Raw genomic sequence first — 23,655 nt, forward strand, 5'->3', positions numbered from 1 at the left:
GATTATGCCTCGAAACTATACCTGCGATGAGTTTAATTCATTTCTGCCATCCTCGTACGCTCACTATACTGTGCGTCTCTGATTTTTTCTGGACACTCCTTTCATGGCTGAGGCCTTAGGGCGCGTGATGCCCTCCGTTTTGCAACGTCTTCAGGTGCCGGTGCAGGTCATTCTGTACGCGGGGCTCTTTGTTTTTGCTGAATATCTGGTGAACTGGCTGAATCTGCCGCTGCCCGCCAACCTGGTGGGGATGGTGCTGATGCTGGCGCTGATTGTCTGCCATATTGTGCCGCTGAAGTGGGTGCGCGCGGGCTCGCGCTGGCTGCTGGCGGAAATGCTGCTCTTCTTCGTGCCCGCTGTGGTGGCGGTGGTGAATTATGCGCAACTGCTGATGGTCGATGGCTGGCGTATTTTCCTGGTGATTGCGCTCAGCACCATGATGGTGCTCGGAGCGACGGCGTGGGTGGTGGATAAAGTCTATCGTTACGAACTGAAGCGGATGCGTCATGAGTAACTTTCAACTGAGCGTGCTGTGTCTGGCGATTACGCTGGTGCTTTATTTCGCCAACAAACGACTCTATCGCCGCTTTCGCAAACTGCCGCTGATGCCTTTGGTGTTAACGCCAGTTCTGCTGGTGCTCATGCTGGTGTTCGGTCATATCTCCTATCAAAACTATATGGGTGAAGCGCACTGGCTGCTGTGGCTATTGGGCCCGGCGACCATCGCGTTTGCCGTACCGGTGTATGACAATCTGGCGATCATCAAGCGCCACTGGATGTCGCTGTCTGCCGGGGTGATTACCGCAACGGTGGTGGCGGTGACCAGTTCCGTATGGCTGGCGCGTCTGTTTACGTTGCCCGATGAAATTCAGCGCAGCCTGGCGGTGCGCTCGGTAACCACGCCGTTCGCGCTGGCGGCGGCCAAACCGCTCGGCGGACAGCCGGATCTGGTGGCGTTATTCGTAGTGGTGACCGGGGTATTCGGCATGGCGATTGGCGATGTGCTGTTTTTGCGCCTGTCTATTCAGGAAGGCATGGCGAAAGGCGCAGGATTTGGCGCTGCATCGCACGGCGCCGGAACCGCGCGCTCCTACGAGCTCGGCCCGCAGGAGGGCGTGGTAGCAAGCCTGGTGATGATGCTGTCAGGCGTGGTGATGGTGTTGGTCGCCCCGCTGGTGGGTTGGATGATGTTTTAAAATTAACGGTTCAACCGCCGAACAATACGCTCAACCTGCTGGCGGAATGTGACGGCAACCTGGGCAGGCGTCTGGCCGCCATGATCCATTTTTTCGCGCGCCGCGGTGAACTGATCCACCACCTGTAAATCCTCAATGTAAGGTGTCGCAACGGCGGTTGTGGGTAATGATTGTGCCTGGCGCAGCCCGGCAACGACCGGGTCGTTCGGATCAATCGTGCCATTGTCGGTCAATATTTTCTCTGCGGTTTTGCTTAACGGAATACCGCGCTCCAGCCCTAATGCTTCCACCGCCTGCGGGTCATTCAGCAGGAAGTTGATAAGCGTTGCGGCCTCTTTCGGATGACGGGTCGATTTCGACACGGAGAACATCTGCGCGGTTTTAAAATAGACACCAGAATCACGTGCTCCCGGCTGCATAACATAATCGCCCAGCACCAGTTTGGCCGGAGGTGTCATGTTATTGATATACATGCGAATAGAAATATTCCAGGTAAACGTACCGCCCCATTCGCCGGTGATCCACGGCTTCATCTCATAGAGATTGCCTTTGCCATAAGAGGACATCGTTTTTGGCCCTGGAATAACGTGATCGTCGCTGAGACGTTTCACAAAAGAAAAGGCCTCTTGCCACTGCGCGTCATTCCAGGTGAATTTTCCACTGGGGTCAAACATCGGTTTACTGTATTTCTGCATCATCCACGCGTTGAGTAGTAAAATAACATCCTGATCAACCATCGCATACGGATAATAGTTTTCCCCTAACGTGCTGCGAAAGGTTTTCCCCGCAGCAAAAAGTTCATCCCAGTTCTTTGGATACGTCAGCCCCGCTTTTTTCCAGGTGACATCGTTGTAATAAAATACCGGGGCATTCACCGAAATCGGCAGGCCATTAAGTTTACCTTTCACAGTGGTGGAATTGAGATCGCCCGGCGCGTATTGCGCTAAATCCAGCACATCTTTCAGCTTATTTAAATCGTAATAGCCTTCGCCATTCTTTGAAAAAATAATTAACCACGGCCAGTTGGTTTGCATGACATCCGGTTCGGTACCGCTCGCCATTTGCGTGGTTAAACGCGAAAGATGTCCATCCCAGCCGGTATATTCCGCCTTTACTTTGATATCGGGGTATTTTTGTTCAAACGCGGCGATAGCCTTTAACGTTGACTGATGACGGCTATTGCCACCCCACCAGGACATGCGTAATTCCACGGGCTGCGCCCAGGCGGTGGTGCAGGACATTAAAAGGGTTGCGATAACACCTGTAGCTATTTTATTCATTATCGACTCCGAAACAGAGAAGCAGGTGAGTAACAGCAAAATACTAACCAGAGGTCCTGGCGCGGCAGGTCGCCGCGCCGTGGTGATTAACGTTTGGTCAGGCGAGAAACGAGTTCAAACTCTTTAAAATTAACCGGGCGCTGCTGCTGCATCGAAATATTCCCGGCAATCCCGGTGAGAATGGACATCGCTCCGGCCCGGTGATCGGCGGCGCGTTGTAGCGGGTCGTTGCCCGGTACGCCGAACAGATCCGCCAGCATGGCATTATCGCCACCGCCGTGGCCGCCTTCGCCAAGGGTGAAATCCGCTTTCCACGGCTCGGCAAACATCGGGAAGACGGTGATATCACACAGCTCCAGGCTGCCCTCGTTCTCGCGTTTACCGCCCGCGTTGACGTAGGATTTCTCGATGATTTTCATCTCCAGACGCCCTTCGGTACCGTTGAACACCACGTTCAGCCCTTCCCACGGTAAGTAAGCGTTCAGGGAGTAGGTGAGCTGTACCTGGTTCTGGTATTTCACCAGCACTGACATCGTGTCTTCGATGGTGATGCCGTCGCTGAAGACGCTTTGGTCACGGAAATAGTTATCTTCATGTTCGGCGTCCAGATAAAGCGCTTTTAGCTGTGCGTTTTCCGCCATTTCCAGCGCAAACGGATCGTTCTTCGCTTCCGCGTAGCCATGCGTTCGTGGATAGAACTGCGTCACGCCGCGTTTTTCGGCGTTCTCTTTGCCGTAGAATTGCAGGCTGCCTTCGGCGTAAACGCGTTCCGGGTAGCTTGCCAGCCAGAAGTTCATCAGGTCGAAGTGATGGGTTGATTTATGCACCAGCAGGCCGCCGCTGTTGCGTTTTTCGCGGTGCCAGCGACGGAAATAGTCTGCCCCGTGTTCGGTGTTGAGCAGCCACTCGAAGTGCACTGATGTGACCTGACCAATCACGCCCTGCATCAGCAGTTCGCGCACCTTGCTATGATGCGGCGCATAACGATAGTTGAATGCCACGCGCACGGTATGGCCGGTTTCTTCGATGGCGTCCAGAATGCGCAGGGCGCGCTTTTCATCAATGGTCATCGGTTTTTCGGTGATCACATCACAACCCGCGTGCAGCGCCCGCACGATATAGTCGTCATGCGTGCGATCCATGGTGGTGACGATAATAATGTCCGGGCGGGTTTCACAGATCATCTCTTCAAACTGCGCGGCTTTCCAGGTGGAAACGGGCTCAGCGCCTTCTTTTTGTAGCAGCGTATTGGCGTAATTCATGCGCGTCTGATTGGTATCGCAAAAGGCCACCAGTTTGGCATTTCCGCGCCATTGACCGCCGATAGCTGAAATATATAAACCCGCACGTCCTCCCGTGCCGACCAGCGCATATTTTTTCATTGTGTCCTCGATTATGATAAACGACCAAATAATGGCAGGATGTCGCGATGAAACGTATTCCCCACCAGTTGATGGAACTGAATAGCACCTTTATCTGGCACTGGCCCTGGTTTGTTCAGGGCGTGCAGAGTGCGAAACAGCATGGTTTCACCGGGATAATCCTGCACCAACAGGAACTGCTTTCTATTCTGGCTACGCCCTCGCCATTGAGTCAGAAACTGAATGTCGAGAACCTTATTCATCAGCAAAATTACGCGCTGCTGTATTTAAAACGCGTTGACCGTTATCTGGCCGACAATAATTTATCCTTCTGGCTTCAGGGTGAAGCCGCGCCGACGGATGACATTATTAAGCGCAAATTTCCCGAGATGGCTTTCGATGAAAAAAGCGCGCCCGATTTCTGGCCGCAATTTTATGCGGCAATCATGCATCCGTTATTGCAGGCGTTGCCGCACCTGAGCGGTTTAATTCTCAGCCTGACAACGCCCGCGTTTCAGACTTCCGGCTGGCAGCGCAGCCTGCATTCCGTCTGGAGCCTGCTGCGCGGGCAGGGCAAAAAGCTGGTACTGCGCGACTTTATCGATGACAGCTGGCCGCGCCAGCAGCTCTCGAGCATTCTCGCGACCCTGCCGGGCGACGTGCGTGCCTCCATCAAAGCCACCGAGCTGGATTATCACCCCGGCTTCGCTAACCATCCCAATATCGCCACGCTTCCCGGCCACAATAAGTGGATCGAGTTTGACCTCTTCGGCACCGGCTACGGCTGGACGGCGCTGCCATGCTATCTCGCTGACGAAATCAGCGGCCGCCTGAGCTGGGCGCTGAGCGTGGCGGAAAATGAAGTTGAAGCGATTACTTCCCGCGTCAGCTGGCAGTGGTTGCCCGACAGCCGGGTGATGGACTCCGTCAACGCCATCAATCTGCTCGGCCTGTCGGCGGCGAATCAACCTCAGGAGGGCGCGCCCTCCACCTTTGAACGCTGGGCTGAACAGCAGCAGCTTCGTTTTCGTTCGTCGCAGGATAAAAAACGCCTCGCCACATTGCTGCACACCAGCTATGACTGGCTGTGCAAAACGCCTAACCTGCTGGGACGGCGTATGCACTATCAAAGCCAGATCCCCGAAAGCCTTTCTCAGGCGCAACAACTGCTGCACATGGACACCCGCAGCGCCAACTGGATGCAGGCGTACCAGCCGCTGATGCCCACCGATGACCCGGCGCTTGGCAATGAGCAGCGCGAGCTGATCGCCCTTGAGAAAGAGACCGCCTGCTTCCTCGCCGCCAACGCCGTACAGAGCCTGCGGGAACTGATGCCGCGCATCACTTGCCCGAACGATTCACTGGAACAACTGCTCGCCGCCTGGCGTAGCGCCGAAGTCTACGGCCAGATGTTTTCCCGCGTCGCCGCCAGCGTGACGCTGCTCACCTGGCACGATCATTACGGTAGCGAGCCTTCCGCCAGCGAAATGGCTGAACAGCAAAACGCGCTGCTGCGCTATGCCGATACGCTCGACCGCTGGCTGGAAACGCCGCCAGCGGGCAGTCCGCTGTTTTTGTCGATGTTGTTGAATCCTGAACGTCTGATCCGTTTCGCTTACAGCCTGTCGATGGGGTAAGAATAGGGAGCGGTCTGCGAAAAGTCGCCTGCGGGGAGAGGGAAGAACAGGGATGTGGGACGGAAGGGGTAAAAAGTGTGATAAGTGTGGCAGCTTGCGAAAAATCAATGTGATGCAGATCGTTTTTTAACGATCACAAAGCGTGATTTCAGTCACCCGACGCGGGCAGAAATGTGATCTGACGGTAGAGCACGTCCGGCAATAATAATTATCTCTACGAATAGATATAAAATAATAATAATCCAGCGAATAGATACTGATTTCAGATAATACGTTTTGTGACCGCTGGCGAATTAATTATCAAAACGGAACTCTACGCTGGTGGCGTTTTTCTGCTGTTAATGAAAACGGAAGCTTTTCTCAGGCATCGTGTCATGGAGACGGCGTAGCATGTTAACGTTCAATCAAAAATTAGTTCGGGATATTGATTTCCACATCAGGAAAATAAAAGACAACATTTATACTCCGCTTGCTGAATTAACTGTTTACGGTTTTATCACGCCGGAACCAGTGCCGTTTTCACAGCGACAGCAGGGTAAACCTTTCGAGTTCCGCATCGGGGAAAAATGGGGCAATTTATGGGACTGCGCGTGGGTTAATGTCCGTGGCGTGTTATCCCCTACAGATTGCGCCAAAACCATGATCCTCTGCTTTGACTGCGGCGGTGAGGCGTTGATTGTCGATAATAACGGCGTACCGCTACGCGGGCTGACCAATGTGGATTCGACGTTCGAGCGTAGCCTCGGCATGCCGGGAAAAACGGTCTGGCGACTTCCGGCAGAGTATTACCGCTCTGGCGAAGTGAATATCTGGATCGAACTTGCCTGTAACGATCTCTTTGGTGCATCGACCGGCGGCGTGATGCGTCAGGCGCATCTTGCCCACTGCCGCGACGATCTGCGCGATCTCTATTATGACGCCTGGATATTGTTCGATTTGCTGAGCTGCCTGGATGCGAAATCACCGCGCTATAAAGCAGTACTGGTGTGTCTGAACGAAGCATTGAATGGACTGGGCGATTTCAATGAAGCGAGCGTTGCGCAGTGTCGGCAGGCGCTGGCAAAAGAGTTGAATAAGCAGGGCGGCGATCCTTCTCTCACCGTCACCGGCGTGGGCCACGCGCATATCGATCTCGCCTGGTTGTGGCCGATTCGGGAAACCAAACGCAAGGGCGCGCGCACCTTTGCCACCGCGCTAGACCTGATGTCGCACTACGCCGACTATATTTTTGGCGCCAGTCAGCCGCAACTTTTTCAGTGGATCAAAGACGATCATCCCGAGCTTTATCAGCGGGTGAAACAGCATGTTCAGCAGGGACGTTTTGAAATTCAGGGTGATATGTGGGTGGAAGCAGACACCAACGTTCCGTCTGGCGAATCGCTGGTGCGGCAATTTCTCTATGGTCGCCAGTTCTTCCGCGAAGAATTCTCGCAAACCACGCGTATGCTCTGGCTGCCGGATGTGTTTGGCTATAACGCCAACCTGCCACAAATTATGCGCAAAAGCGGCGTCGATTACTTTATGACGCAAAAGCTCTCCTGGAACGAACACAATAAATTTCCGCATCATACCTTTACCTGGCAGGGTATCGATGGCAGTAGCGTACTGACGCACATGTTGCCGGAAGAGACTTACAACGGGCCCGCCGCGCCGCGCAGCATCCGCCGCATTGAAGAGGAGTATCGCGAGGCAGGCGTGTGCGATAGCGCGCTGATGCTGTTTGGCATCGGCGACGGTGGTGGCGGGCCGGGGCCGGAACATCTGGAACGTTTGCAGCGTATACGCAATCTCAGCGGTATTTCGCCGGTGAAGCAGGGCAAAGCGGTCGATTTTTTCCGCCATATCGAAAAAACGCAGCCGCGTTATCCACGATATAAAGGCGAGCTTTATCTGGAGAAACATCAGGGCACGCTGACCTCGCAGGCCAACAATAAGCGCTTTAACCGAAAAATAGAGAACGCGCTGCGCGAACTGGAGTTTGTCGCCAGCCGCCAGTGGCTCTGTTGTCAGTCGGTCTATCCGACCGACGCGCTGCGCGCCCTGTGGCAGGAGACGCTGCTTTATCAGTTCCACGATATTTTACCGGGTTCCTCCATTAAGCGGGTTTATGATGAGTCCTGCGCGCGCTATCAGGTGATGCTTACGCAGGCACAAACTCTGATACAGCGCTATCTCGATGAATTCACTAGCACTTTGGCCATTCCGCCAGGAAAAACGGTGGTGCATAATACCGTGGGATTTACCCGTGAAGCCTGGCTGGCGCAGCCGGACGGTTACCATCATGTGACGCTACCCGCATTCGGTTACGCGGTGCTGGGGGATGCGCAGGTCATACCGCCCATTTTGGCTACGCCGGATCATCTGGAGAACGCGTTGATCAGCGTGGATTTTAACGATCAGGGGCACATTGTGGCCTTTTTCGATAAACAGGCTCAGCGTCCGGTACTGCAACCCGGCAGCATCGGCAACCGGCTGGCGGTTTACGACGATATTTGTGCCGACTGCTGGGATATCAACATCACCTATCGCGACCGCCAGCCACAGGCGTTTACGCTGGTATCAAGCGCGGCGTATCAGGATGGGCCGCACGCGGTGGTCGAGCAGCATTATCGCTACGGTCAGTCGCAGCTGTGCCAGAAAATCAGCCTGCTGCCAGGAAGCAAGCGCCTCACTTTTGAAACGCACATAGCGTGGCATGAAGATCTGAAAATGCTCCGCACATCATTTGTGACAGCGACGCCGAGCGATGACGTGAGCTGCGATATTCAGTTCGGTAAAATTCGCCGTCGGGCGTTGACCAATAACGTCTACGATGCCGCTCAGTTTGAGATTTGCGCCCACAAGTGGATCGACTACTCACAGCGGGATTACGGCGTGGCGCTGCTTAACGACGGCAAATACGGTCATTACGCCAAAGACGGTGTGCTGGATCTCAATCTGCTGCGTTCGCAAAATCATCCTGGCGTGGGGGCCGATCGCGGAGAACATACATTCTCCTACGCGCTGTTCCCGCACACCGGCGATGAAATTGAAGGGCTGGTGAATCGCGAGGCCATGCTGTTCAACAACCCGGTGCGAATCAGCGTGAGCGAAGGGCGAACAGCGGAAAAAACCGTGGCGTTGCCTGGCAGCTTTATTCACTGCGACTCGCCGCATATTTGCATCGAAACGGTGAAAAAAACCGAGCAGGGCGATCGGCTGGCCGTGCGTTTGTATGAGTTTGACGGCGTTCACGCTGCCACAACCATCACGCTGAATGCGCATATGGGCCACTGCTGCCTGAGCAATCTGATGGAAGAGGATGAAGAACCGCTAACGTTGAGCGACGGCTGCGTGAGCCTGACCTTTACGCCATTTGAAATCAAAACGTTGCTGATTGACGTAGCATAATAATAAAGCCCGGTCAGCATGCTGGCCGGGCTGGCTGTCAGCGACGCATCGCCGCTTTTTTCAGAATACGTTCTGCGCGCATTAAGAACTCATCGGCGGCCTCATTGGCCGTTTTTTTACCGTAGTCCATATTTTGCCGTCCTGAACTCCACAGCGCCTGAATTTGCTCGTCTTCCATCCACGAGGTGGCGACCGACTCGGACTGCAATTTCTTCGCCATCGCCATACCCGCCACGGAAGGATTATCGTTCGTTAAGGTGCCGTTATCCGTCAGTGTTTTTACTGCGGCCTGGCTGATCGGAATGCCATTTTCCAGCTTAATGAACTCAACCGCCTGCGGATCGTTAAGCAGGAAATTCAGCAACATTGCTGCTTCTTTCGGATGCTGGGTATTTTTACCGATCGCATAGGTGAGCGAGACTTTAAAATAGGCGCTGGCGTTGGTGGCGCCCGGCGCCATGATCCAATTTCCCGGCTCCAGTTTGGCAGGCGGCGCGACTTTATGCGTGTAATACTGAATGACTACGTTCCAGGTATAGGCACCGGCCCACTGCCCCTGCTGCCAGTAGCGGGTGTCGGTAAAATCTTGCTTGCCATAGGAGGCGAGCATTTTGGGCCCCGGAATAACGTGATCGGCAACCAACCGCTGGGCGAAACGGAAGGCTTCGCGCCACTGTTCCTGATTCCAGGAGAAGCTTTTGCCGTCGGCGGTAAACATCGGCAGATTATATTTCTGCGACATATAGCAGTTGGTCATCAGGAAAATATCCTGATCGTTGGCAATTAACGGATAATAATCATCCCCCAGTTTCTCTTTAAACGTTTTCCCGGAGGCAAACAGCTCGTCCCAGTTTGTGGGATATGCCAGTCCGGCTTTTTTCCAGGTTTCATTATTAAAATAAAAACCCGGCACATTAAGGGAAATGGGAAGCGCAGTGAGCTTGCCTTTTACGGTCGTCGACTGCAAATCACTGGTGGGGAACTGGCTTAAATCCAGCGTATCGCTCACCTTGTTGAGGTCGTAAAAGCCTTCGCCGGTACGCGAGAAAATCGGCAGCCACGGCCAGTTTATCTGCATCACGTCCGGCTCTTTGTTGCCGGAGATTTGTGTCGTCATACGTGCCAGATAGCCATCCCATCCCGTGTACTCGGCGTTAACCTCAATCCACGGGTAACGCTTTTCAAAGGCATCGATGGCCCTGAGCATCACATCATGGCGCGTCTTACCTCCCCACCACGACATGCGTAATTTCACTTCTTGCTGTTGGGCAAAACTTTGTGCTGCCGGAATTAAACAGCAACTACAGAGCAGACTGGCCAGTAATATTTTCTTCATCATAGGCGTTCCTGTAATAACAGGGCTAATGAGATATTATTTGACCTCAGCTTATTAATTGCTCAAATATTATCTGCGTCCTGAATGGTTGATAAATAATGTGTCAGGACAGAATAGAAATAACTGCAGGAGAAGAGATGCTCTTTTAATGCGTTATTTTTAATATAAGCGAAGGGGATGACATTATTAAGAATTAGATCACAAATTCCCCGGCCAGAAAGCCGGGGAAAAGGGAACATTAATGCGCACGACCCTGCTCGACGCCGAGGCCGGTTTGTGAACGGATAAACTGGGCGCGGAACTGCTCGCGCTCAAGGTTACCCTCAGCAGAGTTGTCGGTTGCCGAGAAGAACCAAATTCCCAGGAATGCCACGGTGATGGAGAACAGCGCCGGGTATTCATACGGGAAGATGGCTTTTTCGTGGCCGAGGATCTGTACCCAAATGGTTGGGCCGAGAATCATCAGCACCACTGCTGTCAGCAGGCCTAACCAGCCGCCCATCATCGCGCCACGGGTGGTCAGTTTAGACCAGTACATGGAGAGCAGGATGATTGGGAAGTTGCAGCTGGCGGCAATCGCAAACGCCAGGCCAACCATGAAGGCGATATTCTGGTTTTCAAACAGCACGCCCAGCACGATAGCAATCACGCCCAGCACCAGTACGGTGATTTTTGATACGCGCAGCTCTTCACGCTCGGTGGCGCCTTTACGGAAGACGTTAGCGTAAAGGTCGTGCGACACCGCCGAAGCGCCTGCCAGCGTCAGCCCGGCGACGACCGCCAGAATGGTGGCGAAGGCCACTGCGGAAATAAAGCCGAGGAACAGGTTTCCACCGACCGCATTTGCCAGGTGAACCGCCGCCATGTTATTACCGCCAATCAGCGCGCCTGCCGCATCTTTATAGACTGGGTTTGCCCCCACCAGCATGATTGCGCCAAAGCCGATGATAAAGGTCAGGATGTAGAAGTAACCCATAAAGCCGGTAGCGTAGAACACGCTTTTACGCGCTTCGCGGGCATCGCTGACCGTGAAGAAGCGCATCAGAATATGCGGTAGCCCCGCCGTACCGAACATCAGACCAAGGCCCAACGACAACGCGGAAATCGGATCTTTCACCAGCCCGCCAGGGCTCATGATGGCTTCACCTTTCGGATGCACGGCCATTGCTTCGGTGAACAGGTTATTGAAGCTGAAGCCCACGTGTTTCATCACCATAAAGGCCATAAAACTCGCGCCAAACAGCAGCAGCACGGCTTTGATAATCTGTACCCACGTGGTGGCGAGCATACCGCCAAACAGCACGTACATCATCATCAGCACGCCAACCAGCACCACCGCGATGTGATAGTTCAGGCCAAACAGCAGCTCAATCAGTTTGCCCGCGCCGACCATCTGCGCAATGAGGTACAGCGCGACGACCACCAGCGAACCACAAGCAGAGAGAATACGAATGGGTCCCTGCTTCAGGCGATAGGAGGCCACGTCGGCAAAGGTATAGCGGCCCAGGTTACGCAGGCGCTCGGCAATCAGGAACAGAATGATGGGCCAGCCCACCAGGAAGCCGAGAGAGTAAATCAGCCCGTCATAACCGGAGGTAAAGACCAGTGCGGAGATCCCGAGGAATGAGGCGGCAGACATATAATCGCCCGCAATCGCCAGCCCGTTCTGGAAACCGGTAATGTTGCCGCCAGCGGTGTAGTAGTCATTACGCGAACGTACGCGTTTAGAGGCCCAGTAGGTAATACCGAGCGTAAACACGACGAAAATTAAAAACATGATAATCGCCTGCCAGTTGGTTGGCTGGCGTTGTACGGCACCGCTGATAGCATCGGCTGCGTTAGCGGCGAAGGGTAGTGTGGCGGCAAGCGCCGTCAGGACTCGCTTCATGATGCTTTTACCTCGTGCAGTACCGCATTGTTAAGACGATCGAATTCGCCATTTGCGCGCCAGATATAAATACCGGTCAGGACGAAGGAGATAAGAATCACACCCACGCCAATAGGAATACCTCGGGTGACGCTGGTACCCGCGTGCAGCGGGGTGCCCAGCCAGCCAGGCGCAAATGCAATCAAAAGGATAAAGCTGATATAAACCACCAGCATGATAATCGACAGAATGGTGGCAAACCGTTGCCGTTTTTCGACTAACTCCCTGAAACGCGCACTGTCTTCTATCCGCTGATAAATGGTGTCATTCATCACAGAATCTCCAGAGGTAGGGTTGGGATGTTTTAATTCCCTCTCCCTTGAGGGAGAGGGTTAGGGTGAGGGGGAAAGGTGCCCATGACGGCCCTCACCCCGACCCTCTCCCACGGGGAGAGGGAGAAAGGCTAAGTTATGAAGGCATAGTAATCGCCTGCTTCTCTTCGAGCAGTTTATCCACCACGCCCGGATCGGCGAGCGTCGAGGTGTCGCCGAGGTTACTGGTATCGCCCGCGGCTATCTTGCGCAGAATGCGGCGCATGATCTTGCCCGAACGCGTTTTGGGTAATGAATCTGTCCAGTGCAGCACGTCCGGCGTCGCCAGCGGGCCAATCTCTTTACGCACCCAGTTACGCACTTCGGTGTACAGCGCCGGCGTCGGCTCTTCACCATGATTCAGCGTGACATAAGCGTAAATCGCCTGGCCTTTGATATTGTGCGGAATGCCGACCACTGCCGCTTCCGCGACTTTCGGATGCGATACCAGCGCCGATTCAATTTCCGCCGTACCCAGACGGTGACCGGAAACATTCAGCACGTCATCGACGCGCCCCGTTATCCAGTAATAGCCATCTTCGTCGCGACGTGCGCCGTCACCGCTGAAATACATATTTTTGAAGGTGGAGAAGTAGGTCTGCTCAAAGCGCTCGTGATCGCCGAAAAGCGTGCGAGCCTGGCCTGGCCAGGAGTCGGTGATCACCAGGTTGCCTTCGGTCGCGCCTTCCTGCGGATTCCCTTCGTTATCCACCAGTGCAGGCTGTACACCGAAGAACGGGCGGCTGGCAGAACCGGCTTTCAGTTCAGTCGCGCCCGGCAGCGGGGTGATCATGAAGCCACCGGTCTCGGTCTGCCACCAGGTGTCGATCACCGGGCATTTCTCTTTGCCGATTTTCTTCCAGTACCACTCCCACGCTTCCGGGTTAATCGGCTCGCCAACGGAACCGAGAATGTGCAGGGAAGAGCGGTCGGTACCTTCAATCGCCTTATCGCCTTCCGCCATCAGGGCGCGGATCGCCGTTGGCGCGGTGTAGAGAATGTTAACTTTGTGTTTATCGACAACCTGGCACATACGCGCCGGGGTTGGTGAGTTCGGCACGCCTTCAAACATCAGCGTAGTCGCGCCGCAGGCCAGCGGGCCGTAAAGCAGGTAGCTGTGACCGGTGACCCAGCCCACATCCGCGGTACACCAGTAGATGTCGCCCGGATGATAATCAAACGCATATTTGAAGGTGGTGGCCGCATAAACCAGGTAACCCCCGGTGGTGTGCAGCACGCCTTTCGGTTTGCCGGTTGAACCGGAGGTGTAGAGAATAAACAGCGGATCTTCGGCATTCATCTCTTCCGGTTGGTGCTGGTCGTCAGCTTTTTCAATCAGGTCGTTCCACCATAAGTCGCGGCCTTCATGCCAGTCGATATTGCCGCCGGTGCGCTTAAGCACGACCACGTTTTCGATGGTCTTGACGTTCGGGTTTTTCAACGCGTCATCGACGTTTTTCTTCAGTGGGATCCCGCGCCCGGCACGCACGCCTTCGTCAGCGGTGATAACCAGACGTGAGCTGGAATCGATAATACGTCCGGCTACCGCTTCCGGTGAGAAGCCGCCGAAGATAACCGAATGCACCGCGCCAATACGGGCGCAGGCCAGCATCGCGACTGCGGCTTCTGGCACCATCGGCATATAAATAGCGACCACATCGCCTTTCTTAATGCCCAGTGAAAGCAGAACGTTAGCGAAGCGGCAGACGTCGCGATGCAGTTCTTTATAGGTAATATTTTTGCTCTGGCTGGCATCGTCGCCTTCCCAGATGATGGCGGTCTGATCGCCGCGCTCTTGCAGGTGTCTGTCCAGGCAGTTCGCCGCCAGGTTCAGGGTGCCATCTTCATACCATTTAATGGAGATGTTGCCCGGCGCAAACGAGGTGTTTTTGACCTTTGTATAAGGCTTAATCCAGTCGAGAATTTTGCCTTCTTCTCCCCAGAATGCATCAGGGTCGGAGATAGAGAGCTGATATCTCTGCTGGTATTGCTCCGGGTTGATCAGGCAACGATCTGCAATGTTCGCAGGAATGGTGTGTTTATGTATTTGGCTCATGCTTTTTTTCTCCTTGTAAGATGTTAATAATATGTCGCCAAAAAGTTAATTGTAGGGGTATTGCGAGCTTTGTTTACTATTTGGGCGGCAGATCACGCATTATTAGAATTGTTCAAATAATGTGCATTTGATTCTTTGAAGGAGAATAATTGCCATGAGTTATTTATGAAAATTATGAGAAAAAATTATTATTTATAACAAAAACTTATAATAGCTCATTGGTAGAAATTAATGAGAATATGCAGAATTTGAGTGAAAAGCCCTGTTCTTAAAGGGTTGCGCGACATACCGTCCAGATGATACTGATACTGCGCGTTAAAAAACCCCATAAACAAACGCAACACAAATCATCCCTTTCAAGTAGATGCCATTCCTTTTTGGAATGGTAGCTTTCATTGAGGAAGTCTGTTGTTATGAAAAAAACGAGAATCAGCCTCGCCTGGCAGATTTTGATTGCCCTTATTCTGGGCATTCTGCTGGGTAGTTACCTGCATTATCAAAGTGATAGCCGCGAATGGCTTATCGCGAATCTCTTATCACCGGCGGGTGATATCTTTATCCACCTGATTAAAATGATCGTCGTACCGATTGTTATTTCCACATTAATTGTGGGGATAGCGGGCGTGGGCGACGCTAAACAGTTGGGCCGAATTGGCGCAAAAACCATTATCTATTTCGAAGTGATCACTACGGTGGCGATTATCCTCGGGATTACGCTTGCCAATGTGTTCCAGCCGGGGGCGGGCATTGATATGTCGCAACTGGCGACGGTGGATATTTCGAAATACCAAAGCACCACGGCGGATGTACAAAGTCATGCGCACGGCCTGATGGGCACGATTCTTTCGCTGGTGCCGACTAATATCATCGCGTCGATGGCGAAAGGCGACATGCTGCCGATCATCTTCTTCTCGGTGCTGTTTGGTCTTGGCCTTTCCTCGCTGCCTGCGACGCACCGCGAACCGCTGGTTACCGTTTTCCGCTCCATCTCTGAAACCATGTTTAAAGTCACCCACATGGTGATGCGTTATGCGCCGGTCGGTGTCTTTGCGCTGATCTCGGTGACAGTCGCCAACTTTGGTTTTGCTTCTCTGTGGCCTTTGGCGAAACTGGTGATTCTGGTTTATGCCGCGATCCTGTTCTTCGCGCTGGTGGTGCTGGGCGCGGTTGCGCGCATCTGTAAACTGAGCATCTGGACCCTGATTCTTATTCTGAAAGATGAGTTGATTCTGGCGTACTCCACCGCCAGTTCTGAGAGCGTGCTGCCGCGTATTATTGAGAAGATGGAAGCCTACGGTGCGCCGCCGGCGATCACCAGTTTTGTGGTTCCGACCGGCTATTCCTTCAACCTTGATGGTTCAACGCTGTATCAGAGCATCGCGGCTATCTTCATCGCGCAGCTGTATGGCATTGACCTCTCCATCTGGCAGGAAATCATTCTGGTGCTGACCCTGATGGTGACCTCGAAAGGGATTGCTGGCGTACCGGGTGTTTCGTTCGTGGTCCTGCTGGCGACGCTGGGAAGCGTAGGTATTCCGCTGGAAGGCCTTGCGTTTATTGCCGGTGTTGACCGTATCCTCGACATGGCGCGTACCGCGCTGAACGTGGTGGGTAATGCCCTGGCAGTGCTGGTTATTGCCAAATGGGAACACAAATTTGACCGCAAAAAAGCGCTGGCGTATGAACGCGATGTGCTGGGTAAATTTGATAAGAAAGCGAATATGTAACGTTCGGCAATAAAAAAATGGGGATGATTTTCATCCCCATTTTTGTTGGTTTGCCCCTCACCCTAACCCTCTCCCAGAGGGAGAGGGAACCGATGGTGTACGTACTTAAATACAGCGCCGGTTTTTCACCCTCTCCCGTTGGGAGAGGGCCGGGGTGAGGGGGCGTTTCGTTATTAACCCAACGCGCTTTCGCGCAGACGGGCTTTCAGCTTGTCGTATTCCTGAATCACATACTGCTCTGCCGCCTGTTGGTCCGCAATTGGCTCAACATTGACCGCGCAGTACTTGTACTCCGGCGTCTTGGTAATCGGGCTTAAGTTTTCACTCACCAGCTCATTACACGCGCCAATCCACCACTGGTAGGTCATATACACCGCGCCTTTGTTCGGGCGATCGCTCACCTGAGCACGGGTAATGATTTTCCCTTTACGTGAATTGACCCACACCAGCGCTTCATCTTCAATGCCGAGACGTGCCGCATCAGCCGTGTTGATTTGCGCGTAGCCTGGTTCATCCGCCAGTGCTGCCAGCGCCGCACAGTTACCGGTCATTGAACGGCAGGAGTAGTGGCCCACTTCACGGACCGTGGAGAGCACCATCGGGTACTCGTCGGTCAGTTTGTCGATAGGCGCAACCCAGTCGCAGGTGAAGAACTGCGCCAGACCGTTCGGCGTGTCGAACTTCTCTTTGAAGAGATACGACGTCCCCTGGTCGGCGTCAGATTCATCGCGGCACGGCCACATGACATATCCCAGTTCGCCCATTTTTTCATAGGTCGCACCGAGGAAGTCCGGGCAAAGATGACGCAACTCATCCCAGATTTCCTGGGTGTTGTTGTAGTGCATCGGATAGCCCATGCGGGTAGCGATTTCACTGATAATCTGCCAGTCGGTTTTCAGGTCCCATTTCGGCTCAACGGCCTTGAAGAAACGCTGGAAGCCACGGTCAGCCGCGGTGTAAACCCCTTCGTGCTCACCCCAGGAGGTGGACGGCAGAATGACGTCAGCCGCCGAGGCGGTTTTAGTCATAAAGATGTCCTGCACAATCACCAGTTCCAGTTCGTCGAACGCTTTACGTACAGCAGAGAGCTCGGCGTCAGTCTGGAGGGGATCTTCACCCATAATGTAGGCGGCACGCACTTCACCATGCGCAACGCGGTGCGGCAGCTCACTGATACGATAACCGGTGTGTTCCGGCAGGCTGTCAACGCCCCAGGCCTTCGCGAATTTCTCGCGGTTTTCCGGGAACTTGACGTACTGATAGCCCGGATAGGTATCCGGCAGTGCGCCCATGTCGCACGCGCCCTGTACGTTGTTCTGACCACGAACCGGGTTTACGCCGACGCTTGGCTTGCCAAGGTTACCGGTCAGCATCGCCAGGCTGGTCAGAGAACGCACGGTTTCCACACCCTGATAGAACTGAGTCACGCCCATGCCCCACAGGATCGCCGCGCTTTTCGCTGAAGCATACATACGGGCGCACTGGCGAATTTCCTGCGCGCTCACGCCGGTAATGTCCTCGACAGACTCCGGCGTATAGCCTTCAACAATTTTACGGTACTCTTCGAAGCCCTCGGTACGGCCTGCGACGAACGCCTGGTCATACAGATTTTCTTCGATAATGACATGCCCGATAGCATTGAGCAGCGCGATATTCGAGCCGTTTTTCAATGCGATGTGCATATCAGCAATGCGCGCGGTTTCAATTTTGCGCGGATCGCAGACAATAATTTTTGCCCCATTGCGTTTGGCGTTAATCACGTGATTCGCCACAATCGGGTGTGAATCTGCCGGGTTATACCCGAAGATGAACACGAGGTCCGTGTTATCAATTTCTGTGATGGCATTACTCATTGCGCCATTACCGACCGACTGGTGCAGACCTGCAACCGATGGGCCGTGTCAGACACGTGCGCAGCAATCGACGTTATTGGTACCAATAACGGCGCGCGCAAATTTTTGCATCACATAGTTGGTTTCATTCCCGGTACCACGCGAGGAGCCGGTCGTTTGAATGGCGTCTGGGCCATATTTTGCTTTGATCGCGCTCAGGCGGTCAGCAACGTAATTCAGGGCTTCGTCCCAGGAGACGGCTTCCAGCTTGCCGCCGCGCTGGCGACGGATCATTGGGCTTTTCAGGCGCGGAGTCAGGATCTGGGTATCATTAATAAAATCCCAGCCGTAATAACCCTTCAGGCACAGTGTGCCCTGGTTGGTTTTCCCCATCGCCGCTTCAGCCTTAACGACTTTCCCGTTATCGACCACCAGGTTAATTTTGCAACCTGAGGCGCAATACGGGCAAACCGTGACGACTTTTTTCATCGGTCTTGCTCCAGTTTCAATCAGCGCGGACGCGCATAACGACCTTATTATGCAGGTTCTATGCCATGTTTTTATTGTGGGTATCCACGGATATTACGGGGATTTTTTAGACAAAACCCTGACGAAAAACAGTCTGTCGTCAGTTTTGACGTGTCGAAAGGAAGCCGCGTGACGGGGCACGCGGCGAGAGGGTTACTTTTGATTGATGGCCTGATAGCCGCCGCCCAGCGATTTAATGAGCTGAATGTTCTCAATGACCCGATGGGTGTCGAGCATCATTAGCGACATTTGCTCCGCCAGTACCGGAAGCTGGGCTTCGGTTGCCTGCAAGCGACTGCCGAGGCCCTGCTTGTATGCAGCCTGTGCGGCGGCCTGGGTATAACGCGCGGCGTCAACACGTTCAGTTTGCATGACGCGCTGGTCGTTGAGGGTTTGCAGGCGCGAGCCGTTAATCGCCACATCGCGTACCGCGTTGAGCACCGACTGGTTGTAACGCTCAATCAGCATGTTGCTGCTGGCGCGTGTACTCGCCAGATTGGCGTTTAGCCTTCCACCGTCAAACAGCGGTAAGCGCAGGCCAGGGATGAAGTTGATCTGCTTGCTCGGGCTTTTGAACATATCTTCAAGATGAATCGCGTCGAAGCCGAAGAAGGCTTTGATATCAAAACTCGGATAGAAGAGTGCACGTGCGGCATCAACCTGGCTTAACGATGCCTGAACATACCAGCGCATGGCCTGAAGGTCAGGGCGGCGAGCGAGCAGTTCATAAGAGAGCGACGATGGCAGCCCGGTGTCAACCTGCGGTAGCGCCTCCGGTTTGATGTCCGGCATATCCGTTGCGCCGATGATGGCGCGCAGCGATTCCCGCGTCTCTTTGATTTGCCCCTTCACGGCGGCGATCTGTTTTTCCACCGCCAGCAATTGCGAGCGTGCGCCGTGCCACGGCACTTTCGCCTCCAGACCCTGATTGACTTTGCTCTGGTGCGCTTTCACTGCGTAATCAATCACATCGTGAGTCTGCTCAAGTAAATCAAGCATCTGGTAGTTAGCCTGCTGGCTGTAGTAAAGCTGAGCAACACCGGTGGTCAATGACAGTTCGACAGCAGCGGTTTCCGCTAACGCCGCATTCTTCGCGCCAATGGCGGCTTCGACGGCGGAACGATGCGCGCCCCACAAATCGAGATCAAACCCGGCGACCACGCCGACGGTCGCTTCCGTATAGTACGGACCGTCCATGCCTAAACGCGGTGCGTCCATGGCGTAGGGGCTGAGGAAGCCGCTGGCCGAAACACGTTGGCGGTTCAACATTCCCAGCGCCGCCATTTGCAGGCGTGAGCCCGCCTCCAGCAGTTCAGCCTGCGACTGCGCTTTCTCTTCGTGCTGTTTCGCTTCGGCCAGCGTATGTGATCCGGCGAGGGTTTTAGCGATCAGCGCATCCAGTTGCGGATCGTTAAACGACTTCCACCATTGCGCCTGCGGCCAGCCCTGGCTTGCCAGGTGAATGTCGTCAGCGAGTTTGATTTGCTCGGGAGCTATCTGCGGGGTCGGTGTACCGTCTTTGCGGATCAACGCGCAGCCAGAGAGCAGCGTGGTGGTGCAGAGCAGGCTGCAAATCAGCAAGCGGGAAAAATGTCGGGTCATTGTGGCATAGCTCCTTGCGCCCGCGCGGCCTCTACGGACGGCGGGTTGCTCCAGTCGGGTAAAAGAGAGATGTGCTGCGCGATGGGGTTGTTGCGTGCAGCCGGGCTCAATGTGGGCGTGATGCTGCTGTTCTGCGTAAGACCGCTGGCGTAGGCGTCCAGCGCGTCAGCAAACGCAGCAGCGTGTTCTGCATCGGGTTGCTTATCCCATGCGTGGAGCATTTCACGCCCCTGGCGGATAACCGCATCGCTGTGGCTCACCAACTGTTCACGTACATCGGCAGGAAGATGACGTTCCAGCGCGACGCGCTCGCACATCTCTTCGCTGGCATTAAACGCCGCGTGGCAGCCGATGCGCAGTTGCAGATATCCACTCAGGGCCGCACCACCCTGGGTATATGGCAGGCGGATGGCTTTGGCGAGCATCGACAGTGCACCTGCCAGCTTCTGTGGCAATGCGCGGGCTTCGCTTTCAGGCCAGATAAAGGTGTAAATTACCGCCGACACCGCGGTGCCAATCAGAATACCGATGGCGCGGTCGCGGATCTCTACCAGGTCATAGGTTGGGCCAAATACGTTCTCAAGCGTTGCCAGTGCAAAGGTGACCACCATTTGCGTGCCGATATAAGACGAGCGCTCTGAACTGGTGGCTATCCACGAACCGATAAGAAAAATTGGAGCCAGCACGCAAAGGAGCTCCACAATGTTGTCGAGCCACGGCATAACCAGCAGAGTAAACAGCAGTGCCAGCACCGCGCCCAGGAACGCGCCACCAAAGCGCAGGCCCATTTTCTGATAAGAGGACCCGATGCTGGGGTTGGCGACGATCACGCAGGTGAGCATACAGGTATGAATGCCTTCCCAATCGACACCGGAATAAAAGACGTAGCAAATCATACACGCCAGCAGTGTTTTCAGTGCGTAGCGGATGTAGGTTGGGTTAGTCCAGGCATCGGCAGCCATTGAAGGCGCTTTTGCAGCAGGCGCAGGCGGGGTACTCGGGTCCATTTCGCCAAGTTGAATCAGCGCCTGGCAAACGCCGCTAAGACCGCAACGCTGCGCGGCGGTGCGCTGTTCTTCCGTGAGGTGCCAGCTTGTGCGCCAGGGTTCGCCAGCGCGAATCGCGGCGCTCAGTGAGCGCATTGCTGCGGTCAGCTCAGGCATGAGGTTTTGCACTGCCGCGTCGCTTGCCCAGGCGAGGGCATCAAAGCGGTTTAGTGTGGTGCGCAGATAAGTGACGGTTGCCACGCAGCTTTGCCACCATGCGCAGTGGTTTTTCCACTCGGTGTCATCTGCCATGCAGAATACGTTGAGTTTTTGCAGCGCCAGCGCGTCGCGCTCAAGCTGCTTTTCGCTCGCGGGCATAACCGGCTGCGTTAAGTGAAGAATGGCCTCATCAAGCTGACTGGATAGCCCGCTGCGCATCTGGCCAATCGCCCGCGCCGGAAACCACAGCACGCCCATCAGCACCATCAGCAGCGTCGGGTAAAGCCCGACCACGATGCACCACAACGTCAGGCGCAGCACGATTTCCGGGTAATCGAGCATCCCCGGAAAGGTTTGCCCATAAATCGCCACAATCGCCACGGCGAAGAACACCAGCCCCAGCTTGTGGGTACGCATCAGGAACATGCAGCCAATGAGAATCAGGCTGGCAATCACCATGCGTACCAGCGGATAGCCGTAGGACCATTTATAGATCAGGAACAGGCTGCCGATTTCCAGCACCGTGGCGACCACGAAAAGGATCGCCACGAATTTGGTGTAAAAGGCATTGGACTGAATGCCGTAGAACAGTACTGCCAGCGAGATGGCGACAAAGGGGATTTCGAAGGTCATGGAGATGAGCACAACCAGCAGACAACCCGCCCAGAGCTGCATTGTCTGCGGGAAGCGGCCTGGACGCTGCTCGCGGAGCTCTTCGTGGAGGAAGCCCAGCAGTTTGGCCATCGGCAGCGGCAGATAATCAAGCGCCTTCATCATTGCGGCTCAAGGTTAGCAACCGCCGACGCGCCGATGCGGAACATCTCTGCATCCGGATTCTCGACCAGAATTTTCACCGGGAAACGTTGGGCGACGCGGACCCAGTTAATGGAGCGGGAAACGCGTGGCAGTCCACCGAGTACCATGCCGCCATCGTCCGGCATTACGCCGTAGCCAATGGAGTCGACCTTTCCGGCAAAGGTTTTGCCCGAATCGCTCATCAGACGCAGCGTGGCGGGGGTGCCGCTGTGTATATTCTTCAACTCGGTTTCGCGGAAGTTGGCGATAACGTACCAGTGGTTGGTGTCGATCAGGGTAAAGACCGGCTTCATGGCGGATGCGAACTGACCAACCGTGGTTTTTAGCGCCACGACGCGACCGTCAAACGGCGCGCGAACGGTCGCCATTTCCAGATGCAACTCGGTTAAGGCGATGTCAGCCTGTACCACATCACGCTGAGCTTGCAGCGCATCAACGCCGCTTACCGCGCTGGCCGCTTGTTTCGCCTGTTCCAGAATGGCGTTGAGATCGGCTTCTGCGGCGCGCTGTGCGGTGCGTGCACGGTCAACGTCTTCGGCGGAGACAAAACCCTGCGCCAACAGAGGTTCGGTACGATTCAGCGTTTTGGTGGCCTGTGCGGCAGCAGCGCGCGCCTTGGCGACGGTAGCTTCTACAGAGTCGGCACCGTGCTGTTGGGCGTCAACGCTGCGCCGCATCAGCATGATTTGTTTGTCGAGCGCTTCCAGCGACGCTTTGGCTTTCGCGAGGTTTGCTTCATATGTCCGTGGATCGATGCGCATCAGCACATCACCCTGCTTGACCATCTGATTATCGTGTACCGCCATATCGACAATACGACCGCTGACCTCCGGCACGACATCAATGGTGTCGGCATAAACATAGGCGTCGTTAGTGGAGGGCGCGCTATCCAGGCGCCAGATGACATAACCCATAACGACGATAGCCACCAGAACCAGGATAAGGGCAGGAGACTTTTTATTGGTCGGTTTTTTAGGCGTACTTTCCATGTGTGCGTCTCAATAGAAATTAAAAGAAGGCCAGCCATAACAGCATGGAGAAAAGGGCGAATAGCGCGGTATAGACCAGCCCTGGGTAGCCCAGATGCGGCGTGCTGTTCGTGCGAATAAGGGTGCGGCGGACGATAAGTGTCAAAATGACACCGCCAATGATGCAAAAAAGCCAGCCAGGGTAATAAGCGCCAACCACCGGTATCGCCGGTGAAAAGGTGCAGCCCGACAGCAGAAACAGGGGAAGCAGGAAGAGCTTGCCTGAAAAAGAAAAAAACCTGTCCATGTTTTATTTTCCTGAAGAATAAATGTGGCTAATAATATTCCTGTAAATGTTGAATAAAACCGTCGCCCGGTTCGAACTGAAAAGTATAATCAGAGTGGTGGCGGGAAAATTGATTTAACTTGCGGAATTGACTATCCGATTTGTGAATTATAAACGTGCCCCGACCTGTGCAGGGC

General features: G+C 54.4%; 16 protein-coding genes. 5 read left to right on the top strand and 11 right to left on the bottom strand.

Annotated elements, in window-relative coordinates:
• Window positions 1-103: 103 nt before the first annotated feature.
• Together F0Q32_RS02310 and F0Q32_RS02315 are read left to right on the top strand one after the other, a co-directional pair.
• A complete protein-coding gene (locus F0Q32_RS02310; protein ID WP_015966301.1) occupies window positions 104-514 on the top strand; it encodes a CidA/LrgA family protein in 411 nt (136 codons plus the stop codon).
• Window positions 507-1,196 (top strand): LrgB family protein, encoded by a 690-nt coding sequence (locus F0Q32_RS02315; RefSeq protein ID WP_149461798.1) that lies wholly within the window; start codon window positions 507-509, stop codon window positions 1,194-1,196. The genes F0Q32_RS02310 and F0Q32_RS02315 overlap by 8 nt, the downstream gene beginning before the upstream one ends.
• A 2-nt stretch (window positions 1,197-1,198) precedes the next feature.
• On the opposite strand, the gene F0Q32_RS02320 is transcribed toward F0Q32_RS02315, so the two are convergent.
• Window positions 1,199-2,476, bottom strand: a complete 1,278-nt coding sequence (locus F0Q32_RS02320; protein WP_149461799.1) for an ABC transporter substrate-binding protein — start codon at window positions 2,474-2,476, stop codon at window positions 1,199-1,201.
• Window positions 2,477-2,562: 86 nt separating this feature from the next.
• Window positions 2,563-3,858, bottom strand: coding sequence for a Gfo/Idh/MocA family protein (locus F0Q32_RS02325; protein ID WP_149461800.1), 1,296 nt, complete (start codon window positions 3,856-3,858; stop codon window positions 2,563-2,565).
• 47 nt (window positions 3,859-3,905) lie between these two features.
• On the opposite strand from F0Q32_RS02325, the gene F0Q32_RS02330 reads away from it, so the two are divergent.
• Window positions 3,906-5,474, top strand: a complete 1,569-nt coding sequence (locus tag F0Q32_RS02330) for a hypothetical protein (RefSeq protein WP_149461801.1) — start codon at window positions 3,906-3,908, stop codon at window positions 5,472-5,474.
• A gap of 390 nt (window positions 5,475-5,864) precedes the next feature.
• Window positions 5,865-8,864, top strand: a complete 3,000-nt coding sequence (locus tag F0Q32_RS02335) for a glycoside hydrolase family 38 C-terminal domain-containing protein (RefSeq protein WP_149461802.1) — start codon at window positions 5,865-5,867, stop codon at window positions 8,862-8,864.
• Between the two features lie 37 nt (window positions 8,865-8,901).
• Here the strand turns inward: F0Q32_RS02335 and F0Q32_RS02340 are convergent, their stop codons facing one another.
• From F0Q32_RS02340 to acs, 4 genes are all read right to left on the bottom strand, one after another.
• Window positions 8,902-10,203: an ABC transporter substrate-binding protein gene (locus F0Q32_RS02340; RefSeq protein WP_255475130.1), complete on the bottom strand. Its 1,302-nt coding sequence runs from the start codon at window positions 10,201-10,203 to the stop codon at window positions 8,902-8,904.
• Window positions 10,204-10,438: 235 nt separating this feature from the next.
• The gene (actP, locus tag F0Q32_RS02345) at window positions 10,439-12,088 is read right to left on the bottom strand and encodes a cation/acetate symporter ActP (RefSeq protein ID WP_149461803.1); all 1,650 of its coding nucleotides are present in this window, start codon (window positions 12,086-12,088) and stop codon (window positions 10,439-10,441) included.
• Window positions 12,085-12,399, bottom strand: coding sequence for a DUF485 domain-containing protein (locus F0Q32_RS02350; protein ID WP_149461804.1), 315 nt, complete (start codon window positions 12,397-12,399; stop codon window positions 12,085-12,087). The genes actP and F0Q32_RS02350 overlap by 4 nt, the downstream gene beginning before the upstream one ends.
• 136 nt (window positions 12,400-12,535) lie before the next feature.
• Window positions 12,536-14,494 carry an acetate--CoA ligase gene (acs, locus tag F0Q32_RS02355; protein ID WP_149461805.1) on the bottom strand — a complete coding sequence of 653 codons (1,959 nt, stop codon included), beginning with the start codon at window positions 14,492-14,494 and terminating at the stop codon, window positions 12,536-12,538.
• A 413-nt stretch (window positions 14,495-14,907) separates the two neighbouring features.
• Here acs and gltP point away from each other — a divergent pair, with 413 nt between their 5' ends.
• A complete protein-coding gene (gltP, locus tag F0Q32_RS02360) occupies window positions 14,908-16,221 on the top strand; it encodes a glutamate/aspartate:proton symporter GltP (protein ID WP_149461806.1) in 1,314 nt (437 codons plus the stop codon).
• A gap of 173 nt (window positions 16,222-16,394) precedes the next feature.
• Here the strand turns inward: gltP and fdhF are convergent, their stop codons facing one another.
• From fdhF to F0Q32_RS02385, 5 genes are all read right to left on the bottom strand, one after another.
• Window positions 16,395-18,542, bottom strand: a complete 2,148-nt coding sequence (fdhF, locus tag F0Q32_RS02365; RefSeq protein ID WP_108476055.1) for a formate dehydrogenase subunit alpha — start codon at window positions 18,540-18,542, stop codon at window positions 16,395-16,397.
• Between the two features lie 192 nt (window positions 18,543-18,734).
• Complete coding sequence (locus F0Q32_RS02370; RefSeq protein ID WP_149461807.1) at window positions 18,735-20,183, bottom strand: MdtP family multidrug efflux transporter outer membrane subunit; 1,449 nt, start codon at window positions 20,181-20,183, stop codon at window positions 18,735-18,737.
• Window positions 20,180-22,162 carry a multidrug efflux transporter permease subunit MdtO gene (gene mdtO / locus F0Q32_RS02375; protein ID WP_149461851.1) on the bottom strand — a complete coding sequence of 661 codons (1,983 nt, stop codon included), beginning with the start codon at window positions 22,160-22,162 and terminating at the stop codon, window positions 20,180-20,182. The genes F0Q32_RS02370 and mdtO overlap by 4 nt, the downstream gene beginning before the upstream one ends.
• On the bottom strand, window positions 22,162-23,193 hold the full coding sequence (gene mdtN / locus F0Q32_RS02380) for a multidrug transporter subunit MdtN (RefSeq protein ID WP_149461808.1): 1,032 nt from the start codon (window positions 23,191-23,193) through the stop codon (window positions 22,162-22,164). Before mdtN ends, mdtO begins: the two co-directional genes overlap by 1 nt.
• 19 nt (window positions 23,194-23,212) lie before the next feature.
• Window positions 23,213-23,479 (bottom strand): YtcA family lipoprotein, encoded by a 267-nt coding sequence (locus tag F0Q32_RS02385; protein ID WP_149461809.1) that lies wholly within the window; start codon window positions 23,477-23,479, stop codon window positions 23,213-23,215.
• Window positions 23,480-23,655: the final 176 nt, after the last annotated feature.

Origin of the sequence: Pseudocitrobacter sp. 73 (assembly GCF_008369545.1) — a bacterium.
Classification (GTDB): domain Bacteria; phylum Pseudomonadota; class Gammaproteobacteria; order Enterobacterales; family Enterobacteriaceae; genus Pseudocitrobacter; species Pseudocitrobacter vendiensis.